This window comes from Kribbella sp. CA-253562 (genome assembly GCF_050942265.1).
Classification (GTDB): domain Bacteria; phylum Actinomycetota; class Actinomycetes; order Propionibacteriales; family Kribbellaceae; genus Kribbella.
Genome location: NZ_CP192049.1, coordinates 44737 through 61722, shown reverse-complemented (window position 1 = coordinate 61722; position 16986 = coordinate 44737). Strand labels below are relative to the sequence as shown.

At 69.7% G+C, this 16986-nt stretch carries 14 protein-coding genes; 4 read left to right on the top strand and 10 right to left on the bottom strand.

Going from position 1 to position 16986, the window contains the following annotated elements:
- Positions 1-4: 4 nt before the first annotated feature.
- Together ACQPXM_RS00295 and ACQPXM_RS00290 are read left to right on the top strand one after the other, a co-directional pair.
- On the top strand, positions 5-1327 hold the full coding sequence (locus ACQPXM_RS00295) for a methyltransferase family protein (RefSeq protein WP_432943481.1): 1323 nt from the start codon (positions 5-7) through the stop codon (positions 1325-1327).
- A gap of 11 nt (positions 1328-1338) precedes the next feature.
- A complete protein-coding gene (locus ACQPXM_RS00290; RefSeq protein ID WP_432943479.1) occupies positions 1339-1983 on the top strand; it encodes a TetR/AcrR family transcriptional regulator in 645 nt (214 codons plus the stop codon).
- Here ACQPXM_RS00290 and ACQPXM_RS00285 read toward each other — a convergent pair.
- Positions 1970-2665, bottom strand: coding sequence for a pyridoxamine 5'-phosphate oxidase family protein (locus ACQPXM_RS00285; protein WP_432943477.1), 696 nt, complete (start codon positions 2663-2665; stop codon positions 1970-1972). The two genes, ACQPXM_RS00290 and ACQPXM_RS00285, sit on opposite strands and share 14 nt — an antisense overlap.
- 67 nt (positions 2666-2732) lie before the next feature.
- On the opposite strand from ACQPXM_RS00285, the gene ACQPXM_RS00280 reads away from it, so the two are divergent.
- A complete protein-coding gene (locus ACQPXM_RS00280; RefSeq protein WP_432943475.1) occupies positions 2733-4094 on the top strand; it encodes a PLP-dependent aminotransferase family protein in 1362 nt (453 codons plus the stop codon).
- On the opposite strand, the gene ACQPXM_RS00275 is transcribed toward ACQPXM_RS00280, so the two are convergent.
- From ACQPXM_RS00275 to ACQPXM_RS00245, 7 genes are read right to left on the bottom strand one after another with little or no spacing between them, the layout of a single operon-like run.
- Positions 4087-4980: an SAM-dependent methyltransferase gene (locus ACQPXM_RS00275; protein WP_432943473.1), complete on the bottom strand. Its 894-nt coding sequence runs from the start codon at positions 4978-4980 to the stop codon at positions 4087-4089. The two genes, ACQPXM_RS00280 and ACQPXM_RS00275, sit on opposite strands and share 8 nt — an antisense overlap.
- 28 nt (positions 4981-5008) lie before the next feature.
- Complete coding sequence (locus tag ACQPXM_RS00270; protein ID WP_432943471.1) at positions 5009-6007, bottom strand: glycoside hydrolase family 43 protein; 999 nt, start codon at positions 6005-6007, stop codon at positions 5009-5011.
- A complete protein-coding gene (locus ACQPXM_RS00265) occupies positions 6007-8229 on the bottom strand; it encodes a family 43 glycosylhydrolase (RefSeq protein WP_432943470.1) in 2223 nt (740 codons plus the stop codon). Before ACQPXM_RS00265 ends, ACQPXM_RS00270 begins: the two co-directional genes overlap by 1 nt.
- Positions 8230-8266: 37 nt before the next feature.
- Positions 8267-9094 carry a carbohydrate ABC transporter permease gene (locus ACQPXM_RS00260; protein WP_432943468.1) on the bottom strand — a complete coding sequence of 276 codons (828 nt, stop codon included), beginning with the start codon at positions 9092-9094 and terminating at the stop codon, positions 8267-8269.
- The gene (locus ACQPXM_RS00255; protein WP_432943467.1) at positions 9091-10035 is read right to left on the bottom strand and encodes a carbohydrate ABC transporter permease; all 945 of its coding nucleotides are present in this window, start codon (positions 10033-10035) and stop codon (positions 9091-9093) included. The genes ACQPXM_RS00260 and ACQPXM_RS00255 overlap by 4 nt, the downstream gene beginning before the upstream one ends.
- 2 nt (positions 10036-10037) lie before the next feature.
- Entirely contained in the window at positions 10038-11366 is a 1329-nt protein-coding gene (locus ACQPXM_RS00250) for an ABC transporter substrate-binding protein (RefSeq protein ID WP_432943465.1), read from the bottom strand.
- A complete protein-coding gene (locus ACQPXM_RS00245; RefSeq protein ID WP_432943463.1) occupies positions 11363-12871 on the bottom strand; it encodes an alpha-N-arabinofuranosidase in 1509 nt (502 codons plus the stop codon). Before ACQPXM_RS00245 ends, ACQPXM_RS00250 begins: the two co-directional genes overlap by 4 nt.
- 147 nt (positions 12872-13018) lie before the next feature.
- On the opposite strand from ACQPXM_RS00245, the gene ACQPXM_RS00240 reads away from it, so the two are divergent.
- Positions 13019-14026, top strand: a complete 1008-nt coding sequence (locus tag ACQPXM_RS00240) for a LacI family DNA-binding transcriptional regulator (protein WP_432943462.1) — start codon at positions 13019-13021, stop codon at positions 14024-14026.
- Here the strand turns inward: ACQPXM_RS00240 and ACQPXM_RS00235 are convergent.
- Positions 14023-15687, bottom strand: coding sequence for a M14 family zinc carboxypeptidase (locus ACQPXM_RS00235; RefSeq protein WP_432943460.1), 1665 nt, complete (start codon positions 15685-15687; stop codon positions 14023-14025). The two genes, ACQPXM_RS00240 and ACQPXM_RS00235, sit on opposite strands and share 4 nt — an antisense overlap.
- 79 nt (positions 15688-15766) lie before the next feature.
- A complete protein-coding gene (locus tag ACQPXM_RS00230) occupies positions 15767-16930 on the bottom strand; it encodes an FAD-dependent oxidoreductase (RefSeq protein ID WP_432943458.1) in 1164 nt (387 codons plus the stop codon).
- Positions 16931-16986 lie beyond the last annotated feature (56 nt).

Below are 16986 nucleotides of genomic sequence, written 5' to 3'. Positions count from 1 at the left end.
GACGATGACCGAATTCGTCCTGATCCGCTGGCTCTGCCTCGCGGTCCCTGTGGCACTCACGGTCGTCCTGTGGCGTCGCTCGACCGAGCGCGGTTGCGAATGGCACCGTCAGACGCCGGCCTCGCCGCCGTCGGCGGCTGTGGCGACCGACGGCAGCCGACGGGCGGCCGCGGCTCTGCTCGGTTCCCTCTTCGCCTTCGTCGCGCTCGGCGTCGCCAACCAACTGGCGGTGAGCGTCGGCTGGTGGACCTTCGCGCCAGTGCCGGGCAGCTTCCTCGGCGTACCGCTCGACCTGTGGATCGGCTGGGCGCTGTGCTGGGGTGCGCTGCCCGTCCTGCTCCCGGGTCGCCTACTGCTGTGGGTCCTGACCTGCGCTTGGTTCGATCTCCTGCTGATGCCCCGCCTCGACGGTCTGGTCCAGCTCGGCCCGCACTGGCTGTACGGCGAAGCGGTCGCGTTGCTGATCGTGCTCGTCCCAGCTCTCCTCCTCGGCCGCTGGACCGTCGCACGCCGGCGACTCACCGGCCGGGTGATCCTCCAGTTGGTCACGTTCACCGGACTTGTGCTCTGGCTGCTCCCGTCGGCGGTGATGGATCAGGGCGACGGAGCGTGGAGCCACCTGCTCGACGGCCCGGTCTGGCGGACGTCGCTGATCGCCCAGCTGATGGTCCTCGCATCGGTCCCGGCGCTGGCCGCCGTGGTCGAGTTCGCCGTCCGCGGCCGCGGTACGCCGTATCCGTGGGATCCGCCGGAGCACCTGGTCACCACCGGCCCGTACGCGTACCTGTCGAACCCGATGCAGGCATCGGTCGTCGTCATGCTGGCCCTGCTCGCCATCGGCACGCAGAGCTGGTCGCTCGCGCTGGCGACCGTCGGCGCGGTCTCGTTCTCGCACTTCCTCGCCGATCCGCACGAGCGCGAGCAGCTGAACGCGCGGCAGCCGGAGTGGCGAGCCTACGACCGCGCGGTGCGGCCGTGGGTCGTCCGGCGCCGGCCGTACCAGCCGGAGGCGGAGCTCTATCTGAGTGAGACCTGCACCATCTGCACGCAGACCAGAGCCCTGATCGAGTCGACCGGACCGCGGGGGCTCACCATCAGCCCCGCCGAGACCTATACGGTGGTCGGGCTGCGCCGCGCCTTGTACGTCGGACCCGACGGCCTGCGGGTCAGCGGGCTGGGCGCGATCGCCCGGGCGTTCCAGCACAGCGGACCAGGCTGGGCGTACGTCGGCTGGCTGATCGGGCTGCCCGTCGTCCGGCCGGTGCTGCAACTCCTGCTTGACGGCATGGGCGGCGGCGAGCGAGACCTGCCGGCCCGGTCACCATGAAAGGACTGCCGATGGCGAAGACCACCCGCGCCGATCTGCTGGACGCCGCGCTGCGGACGATCGCCGAGCGCGGTTTCGCCGGGGCGTCGGCTCGGCACATCGCCACCGCGGCCGGGCAGAACCAGGCGCTGGTGTTCTACCACTTCGGCACCGTCAACGACCTGATCGCGGCGGCCTGCCGGGAGAGCACCGAGTCGCGCGTCGCGCTCTACCGCGGCCGGTTCGACCAGGCGAAGACGTTCGCCGAACTGCTCGCCGTCGGGCGCGAGGTGCACGTCACCGAGCACGCCGAGGGCAACGTCGCCGTTCTGGCTCAGCTGCTGGCCGGCGCTCGCGGCAACGAGGTGGTCGGCGCCGCGGTCGCGGACGCGCTCAACCTCTGGGTCGTCGAGGTCGAGAAGACGCTGGCCCGGGTGCTGGCCGGCAGTCCGTTGCTCCCGCTGGTCGACCTCGGTGGTCTGGCCCGCTCGATCTCGGCCGGCTTCATCGGGATCGAGTTGCTCGACGGAGTCGATCCCGCCGGCGCCACCCGTGCGCTCGCGTCGCTGGAGCAGCTCGCCGTACTGACCGAGACGTTGCTGCAGGAGCTCGACAACCTCGGCCCGGTCACCAGCCGACTGGTGAAGCGGAAGCTGAACGCGCTCACCAACCAATAGCCGCGGGCGCTCCCAGCTGGTTGGCGCGGGTGCGGACGTGGGCCGGCACGAGTAGGTCGCAGTCGCTGTTGCTGATCGGCTCGCCGGCGACCACGCGCAGCGGGACCACTCCGGTCCAGTACGGCAGGGCGAGGTCTTCCGGCTCGTCGTTCGCCTCGCCGGCGCGGGTCTTGACCGAGGCCTCGGTGAGGTCGAGCGCGAGCACCGAGGTCTTTGCCAGCTCCTTCTTGTTCGGGGCGCGTGAACCGCTGGACCGGCCCGGCACGAGGTGGTCGATGATCACCGTCAGCCCGTGCAGCTTCTCGTCCGGATCGGTCACCAGCCGGGGCCTGCCGAGCACGACGGCCGACCGGTAGTTCACCGAGTGGTGGAACGCCGACCGGGCGAGCACGAGCCCGTCGACGTGCGTCACGGTCACGCAGATCGTCTGCTCCGGCGCCGCGACCACACTCCGCGCCGCCACTGATCCGTGCAGGTAGAGCGTCCCGTGCGGCCCGCGCTCCAGGTCCACCCCGTACGCCGTGGGCAGCACCAGCGGGTCGCCGTCGACGACCACGCCGAGGTGACAGAACATGCCGGCCTGCAGCACGTCGTGGAGTATCTGGCGGTCGGTCGCGGCGCGTTCCTTCGAGCGGCGCACCTTGGTCCGGGTCGTCGGCGACAGCGGAAGGATCGTGTTCATACCGTCGAGCGTGGCAGAGTAGTGGCATGCCTTCACGGTCCACTTCGCGACGATTCGAGTAGTCCATTTGAGAACCTCCCTGCCGCTGACGGTGGACCGGAACGCCGGGATCGCGCTACATCTCCAGCTCGCCGAGCAGTTCCGGGCCGCGATCCGCGACGGCCGGCTCCAGGCCGGTTTTCGCCTTCCGTCGACGCGCGATCTCGCCCGCGACGTCGAGGTGTCGCGCGCGGTCGCGCAGGCGGCGTACGACCAACTGCACGCGGAGGGCTGGATCACCGGGCGGACCGGCTCGGGCACCTACGTCGCCGACGTCGTCCCGCTGACACCCGCAGCTCGTCGGCCCTCCCGCCCCCAGCAGGAGCCCGAGCCGGAGCTGCTGACCCTCCGCCCGGGCATCCCGTTCATCGCGAGCACACCGGATCCCGGCTGGCGGCGGGCCTGGCGTGAGGTCTCCGCGCAGAGCCCACCCCGCGGGTACGACGAACCCGCCGGCCTGCCCGAGCTGCGCACCGCCCTCGCCGAACACGTCGGCCGGGTTCGCGGCATCGCCTGCGGTCCGGAGAACCTGGTGATCACCAACGGCACCGTGCACGGTCTGCACCTGCTGCTCGAGACCACCCGATCACCTGGGGACCGGATCGCGATCGAGGACCCCGGCTACGTCAACGCGGTCAACGCTGCCCGGTCGCATCAGCTCGAGGTCGTCGACGTCCCGGTCGACGCCGACGGACTGCGGGTCGAGACGCTCGGCGACGACCTGGCCGCGGTCTACGTCACGCCGTCCCACCAGTACCCGCTCGGCGGCCGGCTTCCTGTTGCCCGGCGCAACGAGTTGATCCGCTGGTCCCGGCGGACCGGCGCGACGCTGATCGAGGACGACTACGACAGCGAGTTCCGGTACGACGTGGCGCCGCTGCCGGCGCTCGCCCAGCTCGACCTCGACCGGGTCGTGCATCTCGGCACGCTGTCCAAGATGCTCAGCCCGTCGCTGCGGCTCGGCTGGCTGGTCGCCTCCACGCCGGTCGTCGACCGGATCGCCGCGCACCGGGAGGTCGCCAGCGACTGGCCGGCCTGGCCGATGCAGGCAGCCCTGCTCGCGATGCTGCGCGACGGCTACCTCGACCAACTCGTCCGCCGCTCCAGCCGCCTGTACGCCGAACGCCGCAACCTCACCTGCCGGATGCTCGCGCCGTACGGCCAAGTCGTCGGGCAGGACGCCGGCCTCCACATCACGCTGCTGCTGCCCGACCACGTCGACGACCAGGTCCTCGCCGCGAAAGCCCGAACCGCCGGAGTCGCCGTCGCACCACTCGCCGACTACCGCCGCGGCATCAGCGGCCCACCCGGCCTGGTGATCGGCTACGCCACTCCGACCGACGAGGACCTGGTCACAGCGCTGAAGATCCTGGTCGACCTGCTCAGCTGACCAGCTCCGCGGCGTACAGCCAGATCACGACGCGATCCCTGAGTACGTCGAGCAACGGCGGGACCGGCCGCCCGGACCGCTCGCCGACCTCGACCACAGTGGTCACGTCGGTCGCTCGCCAGCCGTGCTGGGCCACCCAGTCGTCCGGTCGCCCGAGCTGGTTGTCCCGGAAGGCGGTCAGCAACAGGTCCCAGGTCGCCTGCTCCTCGGCGTCGAGGGTGTCGTACTCGACCTCGTCGCGCGTCGGCGGCCGGTTGAAGTACTCGCCGGCGGTCCGGCTGCCCGGCGCGGACAACCCAGTGATTGCCTCTAGCAACTGATCTGCCTCGGTGCGCTCGAGATACATCTGCAGGCCCTCGACCAGCCAGAACGTCGGCTGCGCCGGATCGAATCCGCCGGCCACCAGCGCGGAGGTCCAGTCACCCTGCAGGTCGGCCACCAGCGGCAGGCGCCGGCAGGTCGGCTCGGCGGCCTCCTGATCGAGCACCTGCGCTTTGAAACTCAGCACCGGCTCGGTGTCCACCTCGAACAGCACGACCTCAGCCGGCAGATCCAGCCGGAACGCACGCGTGTCGAGCCCTGCGCCGAGCACCGCGACCTGCCGGATGCCCGATCTCACCGCATCGACCAGGTGCTGGTCGTAGAACGGAGTCCGCTGGGTGAAGTAGTACCGCAGCCCGTTCCATGTCCGCGACGTGCCGTCGTCCCGCGCCGGACCGAGCCGCGGCAACTGCACGCCCGCCGGGACCGGAGCCCGCAGCGCGGCGGCGACGAAGGCCGCCGCGAGCGGCTCGACGAACAACGGCTCAGGCTCCCGGCTCTCCTGGGCCCGGCCGTAGGCGGTCAGCAGCGAGGTCCACCCGACGCCGGCGGGAATCTCGGTCATGGTCTCGATGAGACCACGTCCGGTCAGCTCACGGGCGCGTGGGGTTGTCGCGCAGCGGGGGCTGGACGACCGGGGTGTCGCCGTTCCAGGTGAGCTCCGACAGCCACATCGTGCGGCCGGGCGGGTCGGAGCCGACCAGGGCCGGATCCCAGGCGTGGTAGACGAACCAGTAGCGGCCGTCCTTCTCCAGCACCATGTTGTGGCCAGGTCCGGCGGCGTCGTCCGACGTGACGAGGATCGGGTCGCCCGACTTCTTGCACGGTCCGGAAGGTGTCGTGCAGAGCGCGTGGCCGACGGCGTAGTCGGCCTTGTCGTAGGCGTTGGCCGAGTAGAACAGATGGAACTTGCCGTTCCGCTCGACCATGTACGGCGCCTCGACGAGGTTGCCCTCCCAGGGCAGGTCCTGCTTGAACATCCTGGTCGTCTCGCCGACCAACTGGAGTCCGTCGGCCGAGAGCTTGGAGACGTAGATCCAGGTGTCCTGGCCGACCGCGTTGCCGTCGTTCTTCCAGTACAGCCAGCGCTGTCCGGTGGAGTCCTGGAACGGGCTGGCGTCGATCGAGCCGCCCTCGTCACTCTGACAGATCAGGGGATTACTCGATTTGTCGACATATGGACCTTCCGGGCGGGTGGCGACCGCGACGCCGATGCACTGCCGCCCGGTCTTGTCGTTCGAGCTCGTGTAGTACATGACGAACCGGTCAGGGCCGTGCACGGCGACCTCAGGCGCCCAGACCTTGCCGGCCGAGGTCCAGCCGGGCAGCGTCGGCAGCGCGTCGCCGACCTGCTCCCACTCGACCAGGTCGGCCGACTTCAGGGTCTGGATGTTGCCGAGCGGCCCGTTGGTCGCGAACGCGTAGAACGTGTCCCCGGCCGCGATCACCTGCGGGTCGGCGAAGTTGTTGTCGTAGACCGGATTGCTGAATCCCACACTCGCTCCTTCGGACGGCGGGCCGGAGTCGTCGCCACTGCCGCACGCCGCTGTTGTCACCAGCAGCAGCAACGACAACCCCAGCCCGCGCAGCATCACTTGCTCTCGTAGAACCGCAGGTAGTCGAACGTGGCCACCGGCGCCGGGTTGGCCCCGGTGAACTCCCCGTGCGCGTACAGCGCCAGCCTCGGCGTCTCGCCGGCCGGCAGCACCCACGCCGCGCCCCAGGTCCAGTTCTTGCCGTCGACACTCGTGCCGGCCTGGTAGACGTGCTCGCCGGCGGCGTTCTGGTGGAAGGCCAGCCGCATCCACAGGTCGGTCGCCGACCGGCCGATCGCGGCGCCACCGTAGCTGGTCGCACCGTCGGAGGCCCGGGCGACGAGCTCACGCCCGTACTCGGTCTGCCGGGTGCGCCAGATCGCGACGTTGCCCAGCCGGGCGAAGTCGTTGTCGTTGCGGTAGGCAATCATCCCGGCCTGCTGGTAGTTGCGGATGTCGCCCTCGCCGAGGTCCAGGTGCAGCTTGGTCTCGGCGATCCAGCGATCGGTGCCGGGCGTCTGGTGGAACAGCAGTCCGGCGTTGTTGCCGCCACCGACCAGGTCGGCGTTCTGCAGCGGCCAGGACAGCTTGCCCCCAGCAACGACTGCCGACGCGTCCGGGCGGACCCAGGACCACGCGCCGCCCAGACCGGAGCCGTCGAACTCGTCACCGGCCAGCAGCGCCCCGGTCTTCGGCTGGGGAGCGAGCTCCCGCACCGGCTTGGCGACCGGGCGGACGGTCAGGTTGTCCAGCTCGGCCGAGCCGAGCCAGCTGACCGGCGCCGACTTCAACTGCAGCTTCGGCACGCTGACCCGCGCCTCGGCGTACAGGTCACCGAGTCCGGCGTCGCTGAGTCGTGCGGTCACCACACCGTCGGCGACCTGGATGCTCAGCTTGTTCCACTGGGTGCGGTCGAAACCGGCCGGCAACGGCGCCGAGGTCGTCTTGCCACCGGCAACGACGGTCAGCTTGCTGCCGCTGACAGTCGCGACCACTGAGCCGCCGACCACGGTCGTGAAGCTGGTGCCCAACCGGACATCGGCCTCGACCCGCAGCGATCCACCGGGCGCGGCCTGCTTCGTGGTCGCCACGCCACGGATCTGCGCGGTCGGTCCACCCAGCGCGTCACCAGTACGCCGGGTCGCGAGCCGCAGCCCGGAGGCCGGGTCGGTCGAGATGATCCCGGCGCCGGAACCGGTGGTCGGCGCGGGCTGCGGAGTCTCGGACGGACCGGCACCCGCGCGCGTGCGCGGCCAGCCGTTGATCCAGTCGATCCGGTCGACCAGCATCGGCCGCCGGTTGATGCCGAACGGGTCGGTCAGCCACGGGTTCGCGCGGTCGATCGCGTGGTAGAGGATGTGGTCCTGGCCGGCCGCGTCGGTGAAGAACGCGTGGTGGCCGGGGCCGATCCACTTGTTGCCGTTCTGGGTGAGCACGGTCGTGCCACCAACCCGGGACTCGTTCATGCTCGCGCCGTCGGCGTCGAGGAACGGCCCCTTGGGCGACTTCGACCGGCCGGCGAAGACGGAGTACCCGGTGGTCGGGCCGGCGCAGCAGTTCATCGACGAGGCCATCAGGTAGTACCAGCCGTCGCGGTACACCACGTACGAGCCCTCGTACCGGTCGCCGATGGTGACCTGGGTCGGTTCGCCGACCGCCTGCAGGCCGTCCGGGCTGACTTCGGTGACCGAGATGCCGCCGTAGAAGCCGCCGTAGTACAGGTAGCGCTTGCCGTCGGCCGCGGTCAGCAGGGCCGGATCGATGGTGCCGAAGTAGCCACCGTTGCCGTCCGGCTTCGGGGTGACGACCGGGCCGCCGGTCGCGGTCCACGGGCCGGCCGGGGTCGGCGCGGTCGCGACTCCGATCGCCGGGTCGCCACCGGGGTTGGCCGCGGTGTCGGTGACGGTGAAGTACATGACGTAGCGGCCACCGAAGTACCGGATGTCGGGCGCCCAGAAGAACGAGCCGGGCGCCGCCCAGGACGGCTTGGTGGTGTCGTCGAAGACGGTGCCGAGGTACTCCCAGGCGCCGAAGTCCTTGGTCCGGGCCATGTGCATCAGGCCGAACGGACCACCGGACACCAGCGGGTCGGAGGTGGCGTAGGCGTACCAGTAGCCGTCGCGGCCCTGGATGATCGCCGGATCGGCGTAGGTGTCGGCGAACGGTTTGGAGATGTCGTTCTGGGTGGTCACCGCCGGCGGCGGGGCCGCCGACGCGGCCGTGGTTCCGGCGGCGACGGCGGCCACGGCGAGCGCGGCGGCAAGGATTCTTCGAGGCACGGGCGGTTCCTCTCGGACGGGCTTGCGAGCAGGGTGGTCAGCCTTTGATGCCGCTGCGGGCGACACCTTCGATCACGTAACGCTGGACGAACACGTACAGGATCAGCACCGGTACGGCGGCGACGGTCGCACCGGCCATGATCACCGGGTAGTCGGTGGTGTAGGCACCCTGCAGCAGGCTCAGACCGGCCGGCAGGGTGAGGCGTTCGGGACTGAACAGCACGAACAGCGGCCAGACGAAGTCGTTCCAGTTCGCCAGGAACGACAGCACCGTCAAGGTGGCCAGCGCCGGCTTGGCGTTCGGCAGGATGATCCGGGTGAAGACGATCCAGGCGTTCGCGCCGTCGATCAGCGCGACCTCCTCGAGCTCCTTGGGGATCGCCAGGAAGAACTGCCGCATGAAGAACACCCCGAACGCACCGGCGGCCCCGGGGACGACCAGCGCCCACAGCGTGTCCAGCCAGCCGAGGTTGTCCATCAGCAGGTAGTTCGGCATCAGGAAGATGAAGCTCGGGATGAACAACGTCAGCAGGATGAAGCTGAAGATGAAGTTCTTGAACCGGAAGTCCATCCGGGCCAGCGCGTAACCGGCCATCGACGCCACGACGACCACCAGCGCCGCGTGCAGCGTGGCGGCGGCGAAGCTGTTCAGCGCCCAGCGCAGCACCGGGTTCTGCCCGCCGGTGGTGAGCACCTCCCCGAACGCACGCCCGCTCGGGTCCTGCGGGATCAGCGTCGGCGGGTCGGACTGCGACTCACCGACGGTCTTGAACGAAGTGATCACCATCCACAGCAGTGGAAGAACGACCAGCAAGGTCAGCAGCGCCACCATCACCCAGAAGGCAGCGGACGGTCGGCGCCTCATGACTTACGCTCCCTGATCAGTCCGAACGTGATCAGCGCGACGACCGCGAGGCACAGCGCCAGCACGTAGCTCATCGCCGAGGCCTGTCCCATCCGGAACTGGGAGAAGCCGGTGTCGGTGATCACCATCAGCGCCGTCGTCGTGGTGTCGCCCGGTCCGCCCTGCGTGATCAGCAGTGCCTGACCGAACATGTTGGCGCTGGCCAGCAGCGTGATCACGACGATGAAAACGCTGACCGGCCGAAGTCCCGGCAGCGTGACGTTGCGGAATTTCTGCCAGGCGTTCGCGCCGTCCAGCTCGGCCGCCTCGTACTGCTCGGACGGGATGTCCTGCAGCCCGGCCAGGTAGATGATCGCGTTGAAGCCGGCCGTCCACCACACCGTCACCGCGACCAGCGCCACGAACGCCCACGGTTGCTCGGTGGTCCAGCCGATCTCGGGGATGCCGAAGACACCGAGGAACGCGTTCAGGATGCCGAACGTGGTGTCCAGGATGTAGCGGAACATCAGGCCGATGACCGCCACGCCCAGCACGTACGGCGCGAAGTAGACCGCCCGGAAGAACGTCCGGCCCGGGAAGTGCCGGTTCAGCAGGACGGCCAGGCCGAGCGGGATCGCCACCAGGAACGGCACCGACGCGACCGTGAAGATCCCGGTCGCCCGCATGCTGTGCCAGAACGGCTCGGCGGTCGCCGACAGCGGATCGAACAGGTCCTTGTAGTTCTGCAGCCCCACGAACGGCTTGCCCGGCAGCTGGAAGTCCCAGTCGTGCAGACTCATCCAGAAGCCGAAGACCGCCGGCCCGATGACGAACACCAGGAACAGCACCAGGTACGGCGCGAGGAACAGGTACGGCGTCGCGCGGCCGTACCCGCGCACGCCCGTGGAGGCGCGGACACGGCGGCGCTGACGCACCGTGCCCGCGCTGGCGTCGACGGCCATGATCAGGCGCCGTACTTCTTGCGGTTGGCCTCCAGGATCTTGTCCGCCCGCGCGGACGCGTCGGCCAGTGCCTTGGCCGGTTCGGCCTTGAGCAGGACGGACTCGTTGACCGCCTTGTTCAGCTCGGCCAGCGCGTCACCGATACCCGGCACCGGCGGCGGGAAGTGCAGGTCGTCGATCTGGGTGGCCAGCGCGGCCTGCTCCGGCAGCGCCTTGAACTCGGCCGAGTCGCGGACCTGCTTGCGGGCCGGCACCTGACCGCCCTTGGCCCACTCCAGCGACTTCTGGCTGACGTAGTTCACGAAGACGCGCGCGGCGGTGGACTTGTTCTGGTCCGGCGTCTTCAGCTTCGGCAGCACGAACTGGTGCGAGCCGGCCCAGGCGGCCTTGGTCCCGCCGATGTTCGGCAGCGGGGCGACGCCCCACTCAAGGCCCTTCTTCTCGTTGAACGTGTTGATGTTCCAGATGCCGTTCCAGATGAACGCGTTCTTGTTGTTCATCACCGCGATGTTGTCGGCGTCCTGGGCGACGTTCCTCGGGCTGTGCCCGTTCTTCACCAGGTCCGTGAACCAGCTCAGCGCCTTCACCCCCGGCTCCTCGTGCCAGACGGCCTTCGACGCGTCCTCGTTGAACAGTTCGCCGCCGTACTGCCACAGCAGCGCCTGCACGCTCAGTACGCCGGTGAACGGGAACGGCGTGGCCCAGTGACCCTGGATGCCCTTGCCCTTCAGCGCGTCCAGCGCCGCGGCGTACTCGTCGGCGGTGGCCGGCGGCTTGGCCGGGTCGAGACCGGCCTGCTGCATCAGCTTCTTGTTGTAGAAGAACCCGAGCGGGTGCACGTCCAGCGGGATGCCGTAGCGCTTGCCGTCGTACTCGCCGGCCTTCCAGACGACGTCGGCGAAGTCCTCCTGCTTGAGCTCGAGCGCCTTGGCCACGTCGTCGAGCGGCTCGATCACGTTGCGTGCCGCGTTGGTGGCCAGTGAGTCGACGTGCATGATCGCGACCGCGGGACCGCGGCCGCTGCTCACGGCGGTGGGCAGCTTCGTGTAGTAGTCGGCCCACTGCATCACGGTCATCTTCACCTTGATGTTGGGGTTCTCGCTGTTGAACTGGTCGACCAGCTTGCGCATGAACGGGCCGTCACCACCGGTGAAGCCGTTCCAGAAGTCCAGCTCGACGGCCGGGCCGTCGTAACCCTTCGCGCCGCCGTCGCCGGTGGCGGGGGCCGCGCCGGGCTTGCCCGCCGAGCCTTCGCCGCAGCCGGCCAGGACGCCTGCCGCACCGAGTGCGCCGATACCGCCCAGCACGAGTCGCCGGTTGATGGTGTTCACCGTGTACCTCCAGGGGAGAGCCTGATCATGTGCCACGAAGCAGGAGGCAGCGTGGCGCGGCAGATGCCGTCGTCGATTCCGGTCCCGTCGACCGGTCGGGGGACGACCCGGTCCGGCTGGGCGGCTGTGTTCACCGCGGCCCGGTCGTCGTCGTACAAACTGAGATGTTGTGTGACCTTCAAGTTCCCTAGCGCATGCAGCGGAACCTCCAGGTCGACCGCGTCGGTCTCGTGGCGGTTCACCACGAAGATCACCACCTCGCCGGTGCTGTCCTCGTACGTCGCCGTGCTCCACAGCGCCGGCACCTCGCCGTACGCCGCGGTCTGCACGGTCGGGCCGGAGACCTCGGTCCGCAGCACGGTCGAACCGGCGTGCTGGGCGGTCAGCGCGAACGGGTGGAACGTGGTCTGCCGCCAGGCGCGGCCACCGGGCTCGGTCCGGATCGGGCCGATCACGTTGACCAGTTGCGCGAGGCACGCGATCTTGACCCGATCGGCGTGCCGCAGCAGCGTGATCAGCAGGCTGCCGACCACCACCGCGTCGTCGACGGTGTAGGTGTCCTCGATCAGCGGGCTCACCTCGCGCACGTCGAGCGCGAGCTCGCCGGGGAAGTGCTGCTGGTACCAGACGTTCCACTCGTCGAAGGAGAGCGTGATCTCCTTGTCGCTGCGCTTCAGCGCCTTGACGTGGTCGGCGGTCGCGACCACCGACGTGATCATCCGGTCCATCTCCTCGGCCGCGGCCAGGAAGCTGGCCTGGTCGCCGTCCTTCGGCTCGTAGTACGCGTGCAGGCTGATGTGGTCGACCAGGTCGTAGGTGCGTTCCAGCACCGTGCGCTCCCAGTCACCGAACGTGGGCATCCCGGCGTTACTCGAGCCGCAGGCAACGAGTTCGAGCCCGGGGTCGACCCGGCGCATCGCGTTCGCGGTCTCCTCGGCCAGCCGGGCGTACTCGTCGGCGGTCTTGTGACCGATCTGCCACGGTCCGTCCATCTCGTTGCCCAGGCACCAGACCCGGATGTCGTGCGGTTCCTTGCTGCCGTTGGCGACCCGGCGGTCCGGCAAGGCGGTCCCGGCGGGGAGGTTGCAGTACGAGAGCAGCTCGACGGCTTCCTCGATCCCGCGGGTGCCCAGGTTGACCGCCCAGATCGGGTCCACGCCGGCCTTGCGGGCCCAGACGACGAACTCGTCGGTGCCGAACTGGTTCGGCTCGATCGCCCGCCAGGCCAGGTCCAGCTTGCGCGGCCGGTCCTGTTTCGGGCCGACGCCGTCCTCCCAGTTGTAGTTGGAGACGAAGTTGCCGCCGGGATAGCGGACCGCGGTGACGCCGAGCTCGCGCACCAGCGCCAGCACGTCGGTGCGGAAGCCGTCCGCGTCGGCGTCGGGGTGGTCCGGTTCGTAGATCCCGGTGTAGACGCAGCGGCCCATGTGCTCGACGAACGAGCCGAACAGGCGCCGATCCAGGCTCCCGACCACGAACGCGGGATCCACGGCGAGTCGTGCCACTGGCCCTCCAGAAGTTCTTTACAACGTTTACCGGGATTTCTACATCGATTAACATCGCCTGTAAAGACCTGACCACCCGGCAACTGGTCCGGTCCACTGCGCCGACCGTGGCAGACTGCGGCGAGCACGCATCGGAAGGGGCCCAGGATGGTGACGAGGCTGAGCGACGTGGCGGCACGGGCCGGCGTCTCGGTGAAGACGGTGTCCAACGTCATCAACAACTACCCGCACATCACCTCGCAGACCCGCGCCAAGGTGCAGGCCGCGATCGAGGCGCTCGACTACCGGCCGAACGTCAGCGCCCGGTCGCTGCGCAAGGGCCGCTCGGACTTCATCGCGCTGGCCATCCCGGAGATGGCCTCGCCGTACTTCGCGGAGCTCGGCGCGGCGATCTCGCGGGCGGCCAAGAAGCGCGGCATCACCGTGCTGATCGACCAGACCGAGGGCGAGGCGGCCGCGGAGAAGCTGGTCCTGGACGGGATGCGCGGGCAGCTGATCGACGGCATCATCTTCTCCCCGATCACCACCTCACCGGCCCGGATCGGCGAGACCGAGACGGCCAAACCGATCGTGCTGCTCGGCGAGCGCGACGCCGGTGGCAAGCTCGACCGGGTCGCTGTCGACTCGGTTCAGGCGGCGTACGACGCGACCACGCATCTGGTCTCGCTGGGCCGGCGCCGGATCGCCGCGATCGGCGTCGGCGGCGGCGCGGGCACCGGAACGGTCCGCCGGCGCGGCTACCGCCAGGCGCTGAAGGCGGCCGGGCTCGCGCACGACCCGGCGCTCGAACTGGCCGGCACCGGGTACCACCGTGAGGACGGTGCTGCCTCGATGCGCGAACTGCTCGCGCTGCCGAAGCCGCCCGACGCGGTGTTCTGCTTCAACGACCTGCTCGCGCTCGGCGCGCTGCGCACGCTCGCGGAGGCCGGACTGTCGGTCCCGGACGACGTCGCCGTGGTGGGCTTCGACGACATCGAGGACGGCCGCTTCCACTCGCCGTCGCTGAGCACGATCTCGCCGGACATGGAGTGGCTGGCCGACAACGCGGTCGGGCTGCTGCTCGACCGGATCGCCGGCAACGGTGAGGCCGAACGCCGCGACCTCACCGTTCCGCACACGTTGAAGATCCGTGAGTCGACGGGCGGCCCCAGCTAGAAGTTGGCCGCGCAGGTGGTGAGGTTGGCGGTCACGCTCGCGCCCCGCGCGACAGTGACTTGCCGGGTCTCCAGGACCTGACCGGTCGGGCGTTCACAGGTCAGCGTCCACGACTCCGTCCCACCCTGCTGTACGACGGTCGGCCGGGTCGAGGGGTTGGTGTGCCAGGTGTAGGTGCCGCCCGCCGGGACGACCATCGTGGTGTCCAGAACGTCGGGGATCTGGGTGCCGTTCCAGGTCCTGGTGGTGAACGACTTCTTCAGCCGTAGCACCGCCCCGGCCGGGCCCGAGCCGGTGACGACCGAGTGCCGGGCCGGGTTGATCGTGCTCTCGGCCGCGAGCAGGAACGCCGCGCGATTGCCCTTGCCCGCCGTACTGCCGGAACCGAAGTAGTAGTTGACGACGTTCGAGAAGGCGGGGTGGAAACTGCTCGCGCCGTGCTCGAAGGTGAACCCGAGACCGCCAGTCGCGTAGTACGACCAGTCCTCGGTGGTGCCGGTGGTGTCGTACAGCTCGTAGCTGAACTGGCTGCGGTACCCGTTCTGCGCGGCCATCTGGTCGCCGAGCGCCTTGTAGATCGCCTCGTCCGGCGTCGGACCCGCCCCGGCGTACCCGGGCTCGCGCAGCACCAGGTTGGAGTAGGTGTGGTTGGTGATCAGCGTGGTCACCTGGTGCGCCGAGACGAGTGCCTGGATGTTGCGCGACTCGGGCTCGCTGAACGCGCTCGCGCCGCGGTACGTCTCGGAGGTGAGGCTGGTGGAGGCGCCCGGACCGCCCCAGAAGCCCGAGTAGTTCCGGTTGAGGTCGGTGCCGAGGGAGCGGTTGGCGGTCTGCGCGCACTGGCCGGCGGTGGGCAGCTGGCCGTTGGTGATCCGGCAGTTCTTGCGCTTCAGCTCGTAGCCGAGCGTGCGGCTGAGGTTGAAGCCGTCCGGGTTCACCACCGGCACGAAGATCACCCGGGCCTTGTCGAGAATGTTCGTGACGCGGGGATCGACGCCGTCGTTCTGCAGCAGGTCGTAGGCGAACTCCATCGTCAGCTCACCCGACGGCCACTCCCGCGCGTGGTGCAGACCGAGCATCAGGAAGACCGGTTTGCCGTTGCTGACGTTGACGTCCCGGGTCACCTCGATGCCGCGGATCGGCCGGTTCTCCAGCGAGTTGTTCCGGAGCGTGAACTGCTTGACCTTGGTCGGGTAGCGACTGGCCAGCGCGGCCAGCTCGCTGGTGTAGTCGGCCAGCTGCCGGTACGCCGTCCGGCCGCTCGGCAGCGTCGCCGCGATCGCCTTGCCTGCCACGGCTTTCGCGTACGCCGCGTCGGCGGCCTCCCGCTCGCGATCGGCGCCGACCAGGTCGTCCTCGAGGGTCGTCCAGGTGAATCCGGCCAGCTTCAGGAGCCGGCGATCATGATTGCCGTAAGCAACGATATCGACGAAGTCCCGGCCGGCCGACTCGGCCAGGTCGAGGTCGAGCGTCGTCAGCCGCTGCTTGTCGGCGGCGGTCGGGGTGCTGATCCGGAGCAGCTGGATCAGCTCATCGTGCTGGTAGGCCTCGGCCTTCGGGTCGGGCGGCGCGGCCGCCTGCACCTGTCCACCGACGCCGACGGCGAGAGCTGCCGCGAGCGCGAGGGGGACCAGTCGTTTCCATCGGGCGGGATGGGACACGGTGACCTCCAGTAGTGAGGTTGCTGCGTTGGGTAACTGGAGGGTAGGGCCCGGCGTACCGGGGCGATAGGCGTTCGGGTCAGCGGGAGGGAAAACCCTCGGGCCTGACCGCCGACAGCCGTCGCGCCAGCCCTTGCCGGACCGCGGGGACGTGGCCGAGCAGGTGGAGAACGAAGTTGCGGGCCGGGCGCAGGAGTTTGGGGGCGGTGGCGATCCGGGTGAGGCGGTGGGCGAGGGCGACGACCTCGAGCGCCTCGGCGCGCGCCTGGACGGCGTACTGGTCGATGGCGTGCTCGTCGCCCGTGGTCAGGGCGGTGGACAGCGCCGCGCCGAGGGTGATGGCGTCGCGCAGGCCGAGGTTCATTCCCTGACCACCCGCCGGGCTGTGGCTGTGGGCGGAGTCGCCGGCCAGCACGACCCGCCCGTTCCGGTACGCCGCGGCGACCCGCTCGTGGATCCGGAACCGCGATCCCCAGACCACCTCGGTCACCCGTGCGGTGGAGCTGCGGCCCGAGGAGGTGGGACCTCGAGTGTCGAGCAGTTGTTGCGCGTACGCGACGTCGACCTGCTCGGGTGCCTCGTCCACTTCGGCGACCAGCCGGAACGTGCCGTCCGGGAGCGGGGCGACGACGAGTACGCCTTCGGTCGCCAGGTAGAGCTCGACCTGCTCGCTTCTCAGGCCGCCGTCGACGCGCACGTCGGCGAGGCTGAAGGACAGCGGGAGCGTGTCGCTGGTGTCGTCGCCGAGGCCGGCGAGGTCGCGGATCCGGCTGTGCATCCCGTCGGCCGCCACGACGTACCGAGCGGTCAGGGTCTCGCCGGTGTCCAGCGTGACGACCGCGTGGTCGTCGTACTGGGTGATGCCGGTGGCGGCGCAGGGACGGCGAACCGCGCCGCCGAGCTCCTCCAGCCGCTCGAGCAGAACCTGCTCGGTGCGGTCCTGGGGAATCATCAAGGTGTACGGGTATTTGGTCGGGAGCCCGTCGAAGGGGACGCCGATCAGCTCACGGCCACCGTCGCGGATGCTGAACCGCGCGGCCGGCACTCCGAGCTCCACCAGCCGGTCGCTGACGCCGATCCCCTCCAGCATCTCCAGCGTCCGGGCGTGCACGACGGCGGCCCGCGAGGTGTTCGCCCCCGCGGCCAACTTGTCCACGACCACGACCTCGTGCCCGGCTCCCGCGAGCACGGCACCCACCGCCAGACCCACCGGCCCGGCTCCGACCACCACGACGTCCGTCATCTCCGCCTCCTTGGTCAACGCTTGTTGACTTGAACGGTACGGCGCCGTGCTGGCCA